The organism is Streptomyces sp. E2N166, assembly GCF_003671715.1.
In the GTDB taxonomy this organism is placed as follows: domain Bacteria; phylum Actinomycetota; class Actinomycetes; order Streptomycetales; family Streptomycetaceae; genus Streptomyces; species Streptomyces thinghirensis.
Genome location: NZ_RAIF01000018.1, coordinates 269,128 through 282,546 on the forward strand (window position 1 = coordinate 269,128; position 13,419 = coordinate 282,546).

Annotated in this window: 12 protein-coding genes; 6 read left to right on the forward strand and 6 right to left on the reverse strand. The window is 72.7% G+C overall.

Going from position 1 to position 13,419, the window contains the following annotated elements; translation table 11 throughout:
- The first annotated feature begins 40 nt into the window (after window positions 1–40).
- Together EBH09_RS15485 and EBH09_RS15490 are read left to right on the forward strand one after the other, a co-directional pair.
- On the forward strand, window positions 41–388 hold the full coding sequence (locus EBH09_RS15485) for a DoxX family protein (protein WP_193776328.1): 348 nt from the start codon (window positions 41–43) through the stop codon (window positions 386–388).
- Between the two features lie 175 nt (window positions 389–563).
- The gene (locus EBH09_RS15490) at window positions 564–1,064 is read left to right on the forward strand and encodes a DUF2165 domain-containing protein (RefSeq protein ID WP_121747587.1); all 501 of its coding nucleotides are present in this window, start codon (window positions 564–566) and stop codon (window positions 1,062–1,064) included.
- A 7-nt stretch (window positions 1,065–1,071) separates the two neighbouring features.
- Here EBH09_RS15490 and EBH09_RS15495 read toward each other — a convergent pair whose 3' ends face one another.
- A complete protein-coding gene (locus tag EBH09_RS15495; protein WP_193776329.1) occupies window positions 1,072–1,635 on the reverse strand; it encodes a hypothetical protein in 564 nt (187 codons plus the stop codon).
- Between the two features lie 93 nt (window positions 1,636–1,728).
- Window positions 1,729–4,332: a bifunctional FO biosynthesis protein CofGH gene (locus EBH09_RS15500; RefSeq protein ID WP_121747589.1), complete on the reverse strand. Its 2,604-nt coding sequence runs from the start codon at window positions 4,330–4,332 to the stop codon at window positions 1,729–1,731.
- A gap of 209 nt (window positions 4,333–4,541) precedes the next feature.
- Here EBH09_RS15500 and EBH09_RS15505 point away from each other — a divergent pair, with 209 nt between their 5' ends.
- The gene (locus EBH09_RS15505) at window positions 4,542–6,110 is read left to right on the forward strand and encodes a CehA/McbA family metallohydrolase (RefSeq protein WP_121747590.1); all 1,569 of its coding nucleotides are present in this window, start codon (window positions 4,542–4,544) and stop codon (window positions 6,108–6,110) included.
- Between the two features lie 196 nt (window positions 6,111–6,306).
- Here the strand turns inward: EBH09_RS15505 and EBH09_RS15510 are convergent, their stop codons facing one another.
- The 3 genes from EBH09_RS15510 to EBH09_RS15520 all read right to left on the reverse strand — a co-directional run bounded on the left by EBH09_RS15510 (window position 6,307) and on the right by EBH09_RS15520 (window position 8,161).
- A complete protein-coding gene (locus EBH09_RS15510; protein ID WP_121747591.1) occupies window positions 6,307–6,582 on the reverse strand; it encodes a hypothetical protein in 276 nt (91 codons plus the stop codon).
- 43 nt (window positions 6,583–6,625) lie between these two features.
- On the reverse strand, window positions 6,626–7,057 hold the full coding sequence (locus EBH09_RS15515; protein WP_153182665.1) for a hypothetical protein: 432 nt from the start codon (window positions 7,055–7,057) through the stop codon (window positions 6,626–6,628).
- Window positions 7,058–7,342: 285 nt separating this feature from the next.
- Complete coding sequence (locus EBH09_RS15520; protein WP_121747593.1) at window positions 7,343–8,161, reverse strand: endonuclease/exonuclease/phosphatase family protein; 819 nt, start codon at window positions 8,159–8,161, stop codon at window positions 7,343–7,345.
- 94 nt (window positions 8,162–8,255) lie between these two features.
- Between EBH09_RS15520 and EBH09_RS15525 the strand changes: the two genes are divergently transcribed.
- The 3 genes from EBH09_RS15525 (at window position 8,256) to EBH09_RS15535 (ending at window position 12,164) form a co-directional block, all read left to right on the forward strand.
- Window positions 8,256–8,696 (forward strand): nitroreductase family deazaflavin-dependent oxidoreductase, encoded by a 441-nt coding sequence (locus EBH09_RS15525; RefSeq protein WP_121747594.1) that lies wholly within the window; start codon window positions 8,256–8,258, stop codon window positions 8,694–8,696.
- 90 nt (window positions 8,697–8,786) lie between these two features.
- Entirely contained in the window at window positions 8,787–11,759 is a 2,973-nt protein-coding gene (locus tag EBH09_RS15530) for a BTAD domain-containing putative transcriptional regulator (protein ID WP_121747595.1), read from the forward strand.
- 213 nt (window positions 11,760–11,972) lie between these two features.
- On the forward strand, window positions 11,973–12,164 hold the full coding sequence (locus EBH09_RS15535) for a hypothetical protein (protein ID WP_121747596.1): 192 nt from the start codon (window positions 11,973–11,975) through the stop codon (window positions 12,162–12,164).
- A 137-nt stretch (window positions 12,165–12,301) separates the two neighbouring features.
- Here EBH09_RS15535 and EBH09_RS15540 read toward each other — a convergent pair.
- A partial coding sequence (locus EBH09_RS15540) for a PQQ-binding-like beta-propeller repeat protein (RefSeq protein ID WP_153182672.1) occupies window positions 12,302–13,419 on the reverse strand: 1,118 nt, incomplete at its 5' end.

Below are 13,419 nucleotides of genomic sequence, written 5' to 3' on the forward strand. Positions count from 1 at the left end.
CGGCCCCTCGGCCCAGGGAAACGGGTGGAAGGAGAGGCGTGTGTTCACGGCCTACGTGACCGTCACCGTCGTCGCCGTCGTGGCGAACGCCGGGATCGCCGTCGCGGACCTGATGGGGGCCCGGTTCGTCCTCGCCAACTCGGCCGAGGTGGAGGTCCCCGCGTCGTGGATCCCGGGGCTGGCCGTACTCAAGGCCGCCGGAGCCGCCGGGCTCCTCATCGGCCTGCTCGGCGTCCGGCCCCTCGGTATCGCCGCCGCGGTCGGTCTCGTCCTGTTCTTCGTCGGTGCCGTCGTCGCCCACGTCCGCACCCGGGTCTTCCACAACATCGCGTTCCCCGCCGGGTACCTGGCTCTGAACGCGGCCGCGCTCGTCCTGGTGGCCATGTGAGCCGGAATCGGAAAGCGTGAACACTTCGGGCGGTTTCGTCATCGGGCTGCTCGGATGAGCCGGCGGAGGACGGATCGCCGTCGGGTGTTCGCGGCGGTGGCCGGGAACGCTTCGAAAGGATCACGTTCCCGGGCCCCGCCGATCGGAGCGTTCCGCGCTTCGCGATAGTGCTCTCATGGCCAACACTCCACGCACGCTTCCTCTCGCAGCCACCGTCCTCACCGGGATCCTCGCCCTCTACATCGCCCTCGTGGCCCTCGGGAACATCACCGACTTCGACAGCAACCAGCAGTTCGTGCGCCATGTCCTCGCGATGGACACGACGTTCAAGGACGACGACCTGATGTGGCGGGCGATCACGAGCGAGGGCGTCCAGGACACGGCGTACGTGGCGATCATCGTCTGGGAGACGGTCGCCGCGTTCGTGCTGATCTACGCGACCTGGCTGTGGATACGCCGGGACCACGCCCCCGCGCGGCGCATGACCACCTACGGCACGCTGATGCTGATGCTGCTCTTCGGCGCCGGGTTCATCGGAATCGGCGGCGAGTGGTTCGCGATGTGGCAGTCGGAGGACTGGAACGGGCTGGAGGCGGCGACGCGGGTCTTCCTGCTCAGCGGGGTCGTGCTGATCGTGGCGCACCTGCCGTCCGGGCAGACGGAGGCTGCTCGGTAGACGGCGGCTACTCGACCACGGTGACCGTCGTGCCCGAGGTCGCGAACTGCCAGAGCGCGTCGCCGTCCCCCTTGGGCAGCCGTATGCCGCCCGTCTTCGCGTCGGCGGCGGCGGGAGGCGGCGAGGAGCCGTCCACGGCGTTGGAGAAGGCGACCCAGACACCGTCCTCCTGGGCGAAGTACATGATCTGCTCGACCTGAATCCCGTCCGAGCCCGTCGTCGGGTCCTCGCGCCGGGTGCCGACGCTGTACTTGCCGGGGCCGGGGTCGACCGTGCCGGGCCACACCGTGAAGGACCGCCGGGCGGCGTCGCTGGCGTCGACCAGCCACACCCGGTCCTGGCCGACCGAGTAGACGACGCGCCGCCCGGTGCCGGAGCCGTCCGGTACCGGGGCCGGGGCGGTCTCCTTCGGCGTCGGGTGCGCCTCGGCCGACGCGGAGGGGCTCGGCTTGGCGTCCGCGGCGGTGGGATGGGGTCCCTGGCCCGCCTGGACGGCCAGGACGCTCACCGCCGCGATCGCCCCCACGGTCAGTCCGGAGACCCAGGCCCATGAGGGAAGTCGGGCAGGCACGGGCACGCATCTCCTCAGCTACGAGAACCCCGACACACCGGGGGCCCGATCATCGTACTGCGGGCGGCCCGTGCCGCTGCTCCTCCCCGGATGTCAGTCCAGTACCGGCAGCAGTTCCGGCAGGTGGCCGTCGGAGGCCGTCGCCGCCCGCTGCCGCTCCTCCGGTACCGGCCCGTACAGCGTCGTGCGGGGCCTGGCCGGGCGGCCCGCGGCGTCGGCGACCGCGATCAGATCCTTGACCGACTTGTACGAGCCGTAGGACGAGCCCGCCATGCGGGAGATCGTCTCCTCCATCAGGGTGCCCCCGAGGTCGTTCGCGCCGGAACGGAGCATCTCCGCCGCACCCTCTGTGCCCAGTTTCACCCAGCTCGTCTGGATGTTGGGGATGTGGGGGTGCAGGAGGAGACGGGCCATCGCCGTCACCGCGCGGTTGTCGCGCATGGAGGGGCCCGGCCGCGCGATGCCCGCCAGGTACACCGGCGCGTTGGTGTGGATGAACGGCAGCGTCACGAACTCCGTGAAGCCGCCGGTGCGCTGCTGGATGCCGGCGAGGGTGCGCAGGTGGCCGAGCCAGTGGCGGGGCTGGTCGACGTGGCCGTACATCATGGTCGAGGAGGAGCGGATGCCCAGTTCATGGGCCGTCTCCACGACCTCGATCCATGTCGCCGTGGGCAGCTTCCCCTTGGTGAGGATCCAGCGGACCTCGTCGTCGAGGATCTCCGCCGCCGTGCCGGGGATCGAGTCCAGGCCCGCTTCCCTGGCCGCGCTGAGCCACTCGCGGATGGACATGCCGGTGCGGGTGGCGCCGTTGACGACCTCCATCGGGGAGAAGGCGTGCACGTGCATGCCGGGGACGCGTTCCTTGACCGCCCTCGCGATGTCGAAGTACGCCGTGCCGGGCAGGTCCGGGTGGATGCCGCCCTGCATGCAGACCTCGACCGCGCCCACGTCCCAGGCCTGCTGCGCGCGGTCGGCGACCTGCTCCAGGGAGAGCGTGTACGCGTCGGCGTCCGTGCGGCGCTGGGCGAAGGCGCAGAAGCGGCAGCCGGTGTAGCAGACGTTCGTGAAGTTGATGTTCCGGGTGACGATGTACGTGACGTCGTCACCCGACACGGACTCGCGCACGTCGTCGGCCACCTCGCACAGGGCGTCCAGCGCCGGGCCGTCCGCGTGCAGCAGGGCGAGGGCCTCGTCGTCCGTGAGCTTCGTCGGGTCGTCGGCCGCCGTCGCCAGCGCCTGGCGCACGTCGGTGTCGATGCGCTCCGGTGCCATGCCGGGCGCGGCGGCCTCGCGCAGGGCGCCCCAGTCGCCGTAGACCTCGTCGAAGTCGTCGCGGCGGTCCGACGTACGGCCCTCGGTGTCGATGGCGGTGTGCAGGTCGGTGCGGCCGCTCGCGGTGAACGCCTCGTCCGGCTCCTGCCACGGGTGGCCCTCGACCGTCGCGTCCTCGCGGGCCAGGCCGGTGGCCGGGTCGGCGAGGGCCGCGACGTGCGGGCGCAGACGCGGGTCCAGCCAGGGCTCGCCGCGCTGGACGAACTCCGGGTACACGCAGAGACGTTCACGCAGCTCGAAGCCGGCCGTGCGGGACTTCTCGGCGAGTTCGTCGATCTGCGGCCAGGGGCGCTCGGGATTGACGTGGTCGATGGTGAGCGGGGAGACCCCGCCCCAGTCGTCGATGCCCGCGCCGATCAGGCGCTCGTACTCCGAGTCCACCAGGTTCGGCGGGGCCTGGAGGCAGGCGGACGGGCCCATGATGTGGCGGGCGACGGCCACCGTGGCGACCAGCTCGTCCAGTTCCGCGTCCGGCATGCCGCGCATCGCCGTGTCCGGCTTGGCCCGGAAGTTCTGGATGATCAGTTCCTGGATGCCGTGGTAGGCGCGGGAGACCTTGCGGAGGGCGAACAGGGACTCGGCGCGCTCCTCGTAGGTCTCGCCGATGCCGATGAGGACACCGGAGGTGAAGGGGACCGAGGAACGGCCGGCGTCCTCCAGGACGCGCAGGCGGACGGCAGGTTCCTTGTCCGGGGAGCCGTGGTGGGGACCGCCGGGCTCGGACCACAGGCGGGTCGCGGTGGTCTCCAGCATCATGCCCATCGACGGGGCGACCGGCTTGAGCCGCTGGAAGTCCGTCCAGGTCATGACGCCGGGGTTGAGGTGCGGGAGGAGGCCCGTCTCCTCCAGGACGCGGATGGAGATGGCACGGACGTAGGCGATGGTGTCGTCGTAGCCGTGCGCGTCGAGCCACTCGCGCGCCTCGGGCCAGCGGTCCTCGGGCTTGTCGCCGAGGGTGATGAGGGCTTCCTTGCAGCCGAGGGCGGCGCCGCGCCGGGCGACGTCGAGGACCTCGTCGGGGGACATGAACATCCCGTGGCCCTCGCGGCGCAGCTTGCCGGGGACGGTGACGAAGGTGCAGTAGTGGCACTTGTCCCGGCACAGCCGGGTCAGCGGGATGAAGACGCTCTTCGAGTACGTGATGACGCCGGGGCGCCCGGCGGCCTCCAGGCCCGCGTCCCGGACCCGGGCGGCGGACGCGGTGAGCGCTTCGAGGTGCTCGCCGCGGGCCTGGAGCAGCACCGCCGCCTCGGACACGTCGAGGGCGACGCCGTCCCGAGCGCGTTTGAGGGCGCGACGCAGGGAGTTCTCGGTGGGACCGGTGGGGTCGGTGGGTCCGGTTCCGGAGGTCGCGGAAGTCGTCATCCTTCGAGCATACGAGCGGGGTGATCAGGACGCCGGGCCCGTCCCGCCGGCCCGCCCGCGACGGGCGCGTGTCCGCACCGCGCGGTTTCCCGCTCTCAATCCGTCGCACCCCTTTCCTTGCACGGGAGTTCACGGCTCAATACGAGGGTTGCACGCACCATCCCTGCACCACCGATGTCATGTCACTGACGACACCTGGGAGCAGCAGCATGTGCGAGGACGACCACGCCGGCACCGGCCCGGGCAGACGCGCCCTGTTCGTGACGGGAGCCGCCGCCGCGCTTACGTTGGGAAGCGTGAGCTTCGCTTCGGCGTCGGACCGGAACAGCCCGGGCCCGCAGACCAGGACCGTGCGCGGCACCCTGCCGCCCGGTTCCCCCGATTTCGTGTACGTCCCGCTCGAAGTCCCCGCCGGGGTCCGGGAGATCCGGGTCGCCTACACCTACGACCGCCCCACCGTCCCGGCCGGCACCCAGGGCAACGCCCTCGACATCGGCCTCTTCGACGAGCGCGGCACCGATCTGGGGGGCCGGGGCTTCCGCGGCTGGTCGGGCGGCGCGCGCACGGAGTTCTTCGTCCGGGCCGACGAGGCGACACCGGGATACCTCCCGGGACCCGTGCGACCGGGTGTGTGGCACATCGCGCTCGGCCCGTACACGGTGGCCCCGCAGGGCCTGTCGTACGAGATCACGATCACGCTGACGTACGGGGAGCAGGCCAGGGCCGCACGGCCGGTGTATCCGCCCGAGCGCGCCAAGGGGCGGGGACGTGCCTGGTACCGGGGCGACTGCCACCTGCACTCCGTGTACTCCGACGGCCGCTACGGCCTCGCCGAGATCGCGGCGCTGGCGCGGGCGGCGGGCCTGGACTTCATCAACTCCTCCGAGCACAACACGCACTCGGCGCACGCGCACTGGGCCGAGGAGGCAGGGGACGACCTGCTGGTCCTGCTCGGTGAGGAGGTGACGACCCGCAACGGCCACGTCGTCGCCCTCGGCACTGATCCCGGCACCTTCGTCGACTGGCGCTACCGGGCCCGCGACAACCGCTTCGGCCGTTTCGCCCGGCAGATCCGCCGCGCCGGCGGCCTGGTCGTCCCGGCCCACCCGCACGCCACCTGCATCGGCTGCAACTGGAAGTTCGGGTTCGGGGAGGCGGACGCGGTCGAGGTGTGGAACGGGGCCTACACGCCCGACGACGAGGTGGCGCTGGCCGACTGGGACAGCATGCTGGTCACCGCCGTGCGCGACGGGCGGGACGGACGCGGCTGGCTCCCGGCGATGGGCAGCAGCGACTCGCACCGCGCCCCGGACGTCATCGGCCGCCCGCAGACCGTCGTCCTCGCCGACGACCTGACCCGGGAGGCGATCCAGGAGGGCATCCGGGCCGGGCGCTCGTACGTCGCCGAGTCGGCGAAGGTGTCGCTGGCCCTCACCGCGTCCGGCGGCCGGGGCGAGCACGCCGGCATCGGCGAGCGGCTGCGCGTGGACGGTGACACCCCGGTCACCGTCCGCCTGGAGGTGACGGGCGCCCCGCGCTGCACGGTGCGCTTCGTCACGGACCAGGGCGTGCTGTTCACCGGGCCACCGCTGCCGGTGTCCGGGGTGGGCGTCGTGGAGTGGCGGACGACCGCCTCGTACGCGGCGTACGTACGGGCGGAACTGCGGCACGAGGCGGCGGCGGGACCCCTGCCGGGGGCACTGGCGGCGTTCACCAACCCGATTTTCCTGGGGCGTGGGCAGGGCGAAGGCAGGCCGAAGGCAGGCGTATTCGAGTAATCGCCGAAACCGGCCGAATTACCGTTCGCCGGCTGGGGCCGTATAGCGCTCGTGTAGACTCGTCGTGCGTTATCGCAAGGGGAAGGAAGCCTCAAGGTGATCTGACAGGCGTGGAAACCGAAGGTCCCTCGGACTTCCTTCCCCGATTACCGCTCTTGCTCCTCGGCGGAGAATGCACGGTCCTGCAATTCCCGCGCTACTGGCGGACGAGGACGATGACATTCCAGACGAACGCGCCGTGGACGAGAAGACACGTGGCCCAAGCCCCGCCCGTGTGGGTCCCGTTGCGCAGCGCCGTGCTCCACCCGGCCGCCATCAGGACGGCGGACAGGGCCAGAAGCCCCCAGGAAGCGGCGAGCCACGGCGTGGAGGGCTCCGTGAAGAGCCTGACCAGTGCCAGGGGAGCGAGCGCGAGCAGAGGCAGGGCCCACGTGCCTTCCGTGGCGGCGCGGGGGGACATGGTGTCGGTCATACCGAGTACTCCGTGTCTTCGTGTTCGGCCGAGTGGGCCCGCGTCAGCGAAGGGCGTTGTAGATCTCGAGGAGCGTCAGTCCCGGGGTGACGGCCTTGAGCGGCGCCTTCACCCACCAGGACAGGCCGTCGTACCACTTCTTGAAGTCGCTGTACTTGCCCTTGATGGCCTTCGCGAAGCCGCCGACCTTGCTGAACGCGGCCTTGATGGCACCCCACTTGCCGGCCGCCGCGTACTGGCCGTCGGCGACGGCGCGCATCTCCGAGCGCTCGGCCGCGGAGAGTTCGGCTGCCAGCGGGCTCGCCAGCAGGGTGCGCGCCGCCTGCTGGGCCTCGGCCTGCTGCGTGGCCGTGACGGCGGTCCGCGTCGCGCTCGCCGGGGCGGACTGCGCCGCCTGGGCCAGCCCCGCGGTCCCTCCGAGAGCGATGGCCGTGACGGCCGAAACGGCGGCCATGCGCAATGCATTGCTGTTCATTCGTGTCTTCCTTGCGTCGTCGCAAGGGGAAAAAGCCCGTACGTGGGCGATCTGAACAGGCGTGGAAACCGACGGTCCCCCCGGTACTTCTTCCCCCGATTCGGTCTGCCGTCGCCCCTCTGGTCAGGAGGGAAAACGACATGTACCGGAACTCCATTGGTCGGTGGAGCGCCAGGCACACGAGCATGCTACCCACGAATCGATCACTTGACCACCGGCACATACACGCACGGTAATTGAGCATTCATCGAATTCACGCCGGGCGGCCGCACCCGCTCCCCGGCGTCAATTCCCGGCCAGGTCCACGACGACCGCCGCGTGGTCGGAAGGCCATACGCCGTCCACGGGTCCGTCGCCCGCCCGTCGCGCGGCACGCACCCGGCCGAGTCCGTCCGGGCCGGGCGGGCCGACGAGGACGTAGTCGATCCGCGCACCCGGCACCGGGCCGCCGGGGATGTACGGGTTGGCGCCGTCCCAGGTGGCGGACGGGGCCGACGGGTCGGCGTACTCCCAGGCGTCGAGCAGGGCGGCCCGCCCGGGGGCGGCGGGCGCCGGGCGGGTGAGGAGGCGGACCTCTGCGGAGTCGGGGGTGGCGTTGAAGTCCCCGGTGACGACGGGCGGGAAGGCGGTGCCGTGACGGTGGGCGGCGACGAACTCCGCGAGCGCGGCGGCCTGTTCGCGGCGCACCGCCGAGGCGTCGCCGCCCGAGTTCAGGTGGGCGGTGAAGAAGGGGACCGGGTGGCCGGGCGCGTCCAGGCGGGCGTAGAGCGCGAGGCGCCCGTCGTCGAGTTCCTCGGGGGCGGGCAGCCGCAGCGCGGCCCGCTCCACCACGGGCCAGCGGCTGAGCACCGCGGTGCCGATGGCGACGGTGTCGTCCCCGATCCGACGCTGCCACCGCTCCGGGGCCTCGGAGGCGGCCCAGGCGCAGTGCAGGCCGAGTTCACCGGCCAGCCACTCGGCGAGGTTCCCGCCGTCGTCGGCGGCCCACACCTCCTGGAGCCCCACGACATCGGGCCGCAACTCCGCCAGCACGGCGAGGATCGCCTTCTGCCGGTCGGCCCACGGCCCGAACCGCCACCACAGATTCCAGGTCACGACCCGCACGCCCGCACCACCCGTCTCTCGGCCCTGCCCAAATCTTCCCTCTGAGGTTTTCCGGAGAACATGGAGGCACACGAGACGGGAGCGTGAACGAGCGATGTCGAAGTCGTCCAACGCCGGGAAGCCGCCCCACGCCCGGAAGCCGCCCTACGCCGAGACGAAGTACCGGGCCGTCACGGCCGTCCAGCGCCGCCTCAACGCCGTCCTGCGCCGCCTGCCGACCCAGACCCTGCTGGAGACCACCGGCCGCGTCTCCGGCCTCCCCCGCCGCACGCCGGTCGGCGGGCGCCGCGTGGGCGACTCCTTCTGGCTGGTGTCGGAGTTCGGCGAGCGGTCCCAGTACGTCCGCAACATCCGGGCCGACCCGCGGGTACGGGTACGGATCCGGGGTAGCTGGCACCCGGGGACGGCCCACCTCGTCCCCGACGACGACCCGATCGCGCGCCTGCGGCGCCTGCCCCGCCTCAACAGCCTCGCGGTGCGGGCCATGGGGGTCGGGACGGGGCTGTTGACGGTGCGGGTGGACCTGGAGGGGTGAGGGACCTGTGATCGGCGTCTCCCACGGCTGACGAGGTCGGCATGAACAAGGCAAACTGACGTAGTTGCTCAGGATGTCTAGGGGGACTGCATGGACGGTGTACCGCGGGTACCGGAGCAGCGGCGTCCCGGGCCCCCGGCGGAACCGGACAGGTCGACGGCGCTGCGTTTCGGGGTGCTCGGCCCCGTACGCGCCTGGCGCGGCGAGGAACCGCTGGCCACCGGCTCCCCGCAGCAGCGCGCCCTGCTGGCCGCACTGCTGCTCCGCGAGGGCCGTACGGCCACGGCCGCCGAACTGATCGACGCCCTGTGGGGCGAGGAACCTCCGTCGCAGGCGCTGGCGGCGCTGCGCACGTACGCGTCCCGGCTGCGGAAGGTGCTGGACCCCGGGGTCCTGGTGAGCGAGTCGGGCGGGTACGCCGTGCGGGGCCTGGACGAGGGGGCGCTGGACCTGGCCGCCGTCCAGGACCTGGCCGCCGAGGCGGAGAAGGCGCGGGCCGCCGGGAACCTGTGCCATGCCCGTGACGTGCTGCGCCGCGCGCTGGCGCGGTGGGACGGCGAGGTACTGGCGGGCGTCCCCGGCCCCTACGCGCAGGCGCAACGCGTCCGCCTGGAGGAGTGGCGGCTCCAACTCCTCGAGACCTGCCTCGACATGGACCTGGAGCAGGGCTGCCACGCCGAGGCGGTCTCGGAGCTCACGGCCCTCACGGCGGCGCACCCCCTGCGCGAACGCCTGCGCGAACTGCTGATGCTGGCCCTCTACCGCAGCGGACGCCAGGCCGAGGCCCTCGCCGTCTACGCCGACACGCGGCGCCTGCTCGCCGACGAACTGGGCGTCGACCCGCGCCCCGGCCTCCGGGAACTCCAGCAGCGCGTCCTCCGAGCCGACCCCGGCCTGGCCGAGCCGTCGGCACCGGCCGCTCAGGCGGTGGTGACCCCGGTCCGCCCGGCCCAGCTCCCCGCCTCGGTCTCGGATTTCACCGGCCGGGCCTCCTTCGTCCGCGAGCTGAGCCACGTACTGTCCGCCACCTCCGGCGACGGGGACACGGGCCGCGTGATGGCGGTCTCCGCGCTGGCCGGCATCGGCGGCGTCGGCAAGACGACCCTCGCGGTGCACGTCGCCCACCAGGCGCGGGCCGCCTTCCCCGACGGGCAGTTGTACGTCGACCTCCAGGGCGCGGGCGCGCGGGCGGCGGAACCGGAGACGGTACTGGGCTCCTTCCTGCGTGCCCTGGGTACGGCCGACTCGGCCGTACCGGACTCCCTGGAGGAGCGGGCCGCCCTGTACCGCTCCGTCCTGGACGGCCGCCGCGTCCTCGTCCTCCTCGACAACGCCCGGGACGCCGCACAGGTGCGCCCGCTGCTGCCCGGTACGGACGGCTGCGCGGCGCTGGTGACGTCGCGGGTGCGGATGGTGGGCCTCGCGGGGGCGCATCTGGTCGACCTGGACGTGATGTCCCCGGAGGAGGCGCTGGCCCTCTTCACGAAGATCGTCGGCGAGGAGCGGGTGGCCTCGGAGCGGGAGGCGGCGCTGGACGTGGTCGGGGCGTGCGGCTTGCTGCCGCTGGCGATCCGCATCGCGGCGTCGCGGCTGGCCGCCCGGCGCACGTGGACGGTGTCGGTGCTGGCGGCCAAGCTGGCGGACGAGCGACGCCGCCTGGACGAGCTCCAGGCCGGCGACCTGGCCGTCAAGGCCACCTTCGAACTGGGCTACGGCCAACTGGAACCGGCCCAGGCCCGCGCCTTCCGGCTGCTGGGGCTGGCGGACGGCCCGGACATCTCCCTCGCGGCGGCAGCGGCCGTGCTGGACCTCCCGGCGGAGGACACCGAGGACCTCCTGGAGTCCCTGGTGGACACGTCGTTGCTCGAATCGGCGGCGCCGGGCCGGTACCGGTTCCACGACCTGGTCCGCCTCTACGCGCGGGCGTGCGCCGAGCGGGACGAGCATCCACCGAGCGAGCGGGGGGCGGCGCTGTCGCGGCTGCTGGACTTCTACCTGGCCACTGCGGCGGGGGTCTACGCGATCGAGCGGCCCGGGGACCGGCTGGTGGACGGCCTGGAGCCGACGGAGTACCCGGGGCTCACGTTCGACGACGGTTCGGCGGCGCTGGACTGGCTGTACAGCGAGGCGGCGCCGCTGCTCGCGTGCGTGCGGCAGTGCGCCGGAACGGCCAGGCTGCGGCGGGCGGTGGACCTGCTGTGGGCGGCCAAGGACCTGACGGAGTCCGGTGCCAACTCCCACCAGTACGAGACGACGGCACGCGCGATGTGCGACGCCACCGAGGACGCCGGGGACGCACGCGCGCAGGGCCGGGCCCGGACCACCCTCACCAACGTCCTGCTGGTCTCCGGCCGCATCCAGCAGGCCGCCGAACAGGCGGAGTCGGCCATGACGCTGGCGGAGTCCGCGCGGGACACGACCGCCGTGAGCTGGGTCGCCAACGACCGGGGGCTCATCTCGCTGCACCAGGGCCGGTACGCGGACGGACGGGCCTTCCTGGAGCAGGCCATCGACGGGTACCGGGCAGCCGACAACCGGGCCGGCGAAGCGCTCAGCCTCTGCAACCTCTCCCGCGCACACCTGGGTATGGGCAACACCGAGAAGGCGGTGGCCATCGCGCACCGCGGACTGACCGCACAGCTCGACATCGGCCGGACCATGCGTCTCGCCAACGGGCACTTCACGCTGGGCATCGCGCTGACCGCGGCCGGCCGCCACAGCGAGGCGCTCCAGCAGTTCTCCGACGCCCTGTGCATCTTCGAGGCCCACCGGCAGCGCCTGTGGCAGGGAACGACCAACTTCCGTATCGCCGAGGTGCACCTGGCCGCCCGCCGGCCCGCGCAGGCGGCCCAGCACTCGGAGCAGGCGCTGGCGCTGGGATGCATCGGTGGCGACCGGATGCGGGGCAACGTCCTGACGCTGCTGGGACGTTCCCTGTCCGCGCTCGGGCAGGTGGACAGGGCGAAGGCGTGCTGGCAGGAGGCCCTCAACCTGCTCCAGCAGTGCGGCGCGCCGCAGGCGGACGAGGTGCGGGCACTCCTCTCGCCGCTGACGGCCGTCTGAACCGCCCCCGGGGGCCCGCGGGCGGGGCGTTCAGCATTCGTTTATCGCCCTCGGGCACTGTCGTTACCGTCACACCGTCGCGTCGGGGGGCAGGCGGGGTGGCCGGGAGCCCGGGAAGTATCGTGCGGCTCCGAACGCCCGTCCGGCGGCCCACGGGGGAGCTACCGGACGGGCGTTGCTCACTCGCCGACATCGCAGCAAAGGACTGATGACATGAGCGACAAGAAGACGGACGCGGAGATCACCCCGCAGGACAACGCCATGCCCACGCCGCCGGCGAACGACGAGACCGTCACCACGCTCGACAACGCCATGCCCAGTGGGCCCGCCCAGGACACCATCAGGACGATGGACAACGCCATGCCGGCCCCGCCCGCCCTGGACCTGGACGGCGACGGCAAGTAGACCTTTCTTCCCGCACGGGGATCGGCCGCGGCGGCGCGGAGGGGAGCCGCCGCGGCCGACGTGCGTCCGCCCCGGCCGGTGTGCGCCCGCCGCGGCCGGTGTGCGTCCGCCCCGGCCGGTGTGCGCGCGGTCCGGACTCAGGTGGTGCGGGCCGTCCCGGTGCCCTTCTCCGCGTCCAGCGCGTACACGCAGCGGTCCTTGCTGCACGCGTACACGATGCCGTCGCGGACGACCGGGGAGCCGGTGATCTCGCCGCCGGTCGCCAGCTTCCAGCGGAGGCGGCCGTCGTCGGCCTTGAGGGTGTACAGCAGGTGGTCGGTCGAGCCGAAGTGGATGCGGCCCTCGGCCACCGCGGGGGCGCCCACGATGTCGCCGCCCGCCTGGAAGCGCCACTTGGGAGTGCCGGTGACCGCGTCCAGGGTGTAGAGCCCCTTGCCGCTGCCCACGTGGACGTGGCCGGCGGCCACCAGGACCGGGTCGGTCGAGGAGCGGGCCTCCGTGGCGATCCGCCAGCGATCGCGGCCGTCGGTGGCGTCGAGGGCGTAGACCGTGCCGAGGTAGTCGGCCAGGTAGACGCCGCCGCCGGTCACCGCGGGGCCGGGCACGAAGGTGGGCGGGGCGAGGAAGACCGCCGGGGCCTCGAAGTGCCAGCGGACGTGGCCGGTGGTGACCTCCAGGGCGAGGGCCCGGGTGCCGGCGGAGACGTAGACGTATCCGTCGGGTGCCTGGGTGACGCGGACCGGCACTCCGCCGCAGGAGGCGGCGTCGCCGATCGGGTACGACCAGCGCTCGTCGCCGGTCCGGGAGTCCAGGGCACGCAGCCGGGCGTCCTGCCAGACGTACACCGTGCCGTCGTGCAGGGCCGCGCCCGCCTCCGGGGACTCGAAGTCGGTCTGGGCGCCGGTGATCTCCCACAGCTTCTGGCCGCCCGAGGCCTCCCAGGCCTGCACGCCACCGCCGCGGGTGGCGGTGACCACGGTGCCGCGGGACGCCTGCAGCGAGTACACCCAGGCGTCCGTCTGCAGGCGCCACAGGTCGGCGCCCTCGCGGGCGTCCAGGGCGAAGAGGGTCGGGCCGTCGGAGGCGTGGATACGGCCGTCCGCGACCGCCATCGACCAGGCGACGTCCCGGGTCTTGAAGCGGCGGCGCCCGGTGGCCACGTCCAGGGCGTGCACCTCGAAGGAGGTGACGTAGACGAGGTCCCCGGCGACGGACGGCGTGCCCCAGACGTCGTTGGACATGCGGAAGCGCCAGG